Source organism: Paracoccus sp. (in: a-proteobacteria) (genome assembly GCF_030536915.1).
GTDB lineage: Bacteria > Pseudomonadota > Alphaproteobacteria > Rhodobacterales > Rhodobacteraceae > Paracoccus.
On the sequence record NZ_JAUNPC010000223.1, the window covers coordinates 1 to 1579 of the forward strand.

Here is a 1579-nt window from a genome sequence, read left to right on the forward strand (position 1 = left end):
AGCGGGCCTGGAAGCCGATCTCGATCGGGCTGGAGCCATAGGTCACGGCGCCGCCATCCAGCTCCTCCTCCGCCTGCCCCTGGTCGGGGGATGAGGCGGTCAGCGTCAGGCTGTCCGGCTTGATCGACAGCTTCACCGGGCGCGAGCGCTCGGAGGAGATGGCGGCGACGCGCGCCACCGCCTCGGCGAAGGCGCGCTTGTCCACCGTCATGATCTTGTCGTTGCCGCGCGGGATGACGCGCTCATATTCGGGAAAGGTGCCGTCGATCAGCTTGCTGGTCAGGTGGACGGAACCGAAGGCGAAGCGGATCTTGGTGTCGGACAGGCGCACCTGCACCGGCTCGCTGGTTTCGTCGGCCAGCTTGCGGATCTCGTTCACCGTCTTGCGCGGGATGATGACGCCGGGCATCCCGGCGGCGCCTTCCGGCAGCGGCTCCTCGATGCGGGCGAGGCGATGGCCGTCGGTGGCGACGGCGCGCAGCACGGGCTGGCCCTCGGCCTCCGTCGCATGGACGTAGATGCCGTTCAGGTAGTAGCGGGTTTCCTCGGTGGAGATGGCGAACTTCGTCCGGTCCACCAGCTCGCGCAGCATGGTGGGCGTGATGTCGAAGCCGTGCGGCAGCTTGCCCTCGGTCATGGAGGGGAAGTCCTCGACGGGCAGCACCATCAGGGAGGTGGCGAAGCGGCCGGCGCGCAGCGCCAGCGGCGCGTCGCCGCCGGGATGGTCCAGCTCCACGCGGGCGCCGTCCGGCAGCTTGCGGACGATCTCGTACAGCGTCGCCGCCGGGGCGGTGGTGCGGCCGGCGCGCGCCACCGTCACCTCTGGCACCGCCTCGACAATGGCGATCTCCATGTCGGTGGCGGTCATGGTCAGGGTATTCTCCTGGGCCGCCAGCATGACATTGGCCAGGATGGGGATGGTGTTGCGCCGCTCCACCACGCTTTGCACATGCGCCAGCGCCTTGAGCAGCACCGCCCGGTCCACCGTGAATTTCATGGCTTCAACACCCCCGCGCGGAAAAGGGCGCGGCCCGCACCGGCCAGGCGCCCCGAATCGAAAAAACAGTTGCCCTGTCTACCAGCGCGGCGAAGGCCAGGAAAGGCCGCGCCCACAGAAAGTCCAGCAGCCGCAAGGCCTTCGCGGAACTCTCCGGGGCCTTCCGGGTTTTCCCTGCGCCATGCCCGAGCAATCCCGCCTGCCCCTCGATCTTCCCCGCACCGCGAAGCGCCGGCCAGCGGCGACCGGTGGCGCGCAGCGGAAGCGAAGCAAGGACGCCGATACGCAACCGCAGGACGAGCTTCCCGCGGCCGGGGCCGCCCCGGCCCAGGCGGAGCCCGCGGAGGCCGCCCGCGCCCGCCTGTCGGAGGAAACGCCGGCCGAGGCGCGGGGCGATGCCGGCCATGAGCGCCGCCCGGCCGATCATGCCGCCCTGCCGGCGGTGATCCCCGCCCCCTGGGCGGAAGGCCGCGCCCCGGTGCTGGGCGAGGGGCCGCTCGATGCGCCGCTGATGCTGGTGGGCGAGCAGCCGGGCGACGAGGAGGACCGGGGCGGCCGCCCCTTCATCGGCCCGGCCGGACG

General features: G+C 71.5%; 1 protein-coding gene and 1 pseudogene. One reads left to right on the plus strand and one right to left on the minus strand.

Annotated features, from left to right (window positions below; genetic code table 11):
• Positions 1–997 (minus strand): DNA polymerase III subunit beta (dnaN, locus tag Q4F04_RS15920; RefSeq protein WP_303370761.1); only part of this gene is annotated, 997 nt, incomplete at its 3' end.
• A 478-nt stretch (positions 998–1475) separates the two neighbouring features.
• Here dnaN and Q4F04_RS15925 point away from each other — a divergent pair.
• Positions 1476–1579: pseudogene (locus Q4F04_RS15925) on the plus strand (uracil-DNA glycosylase family protein); the annotation flags it as partial.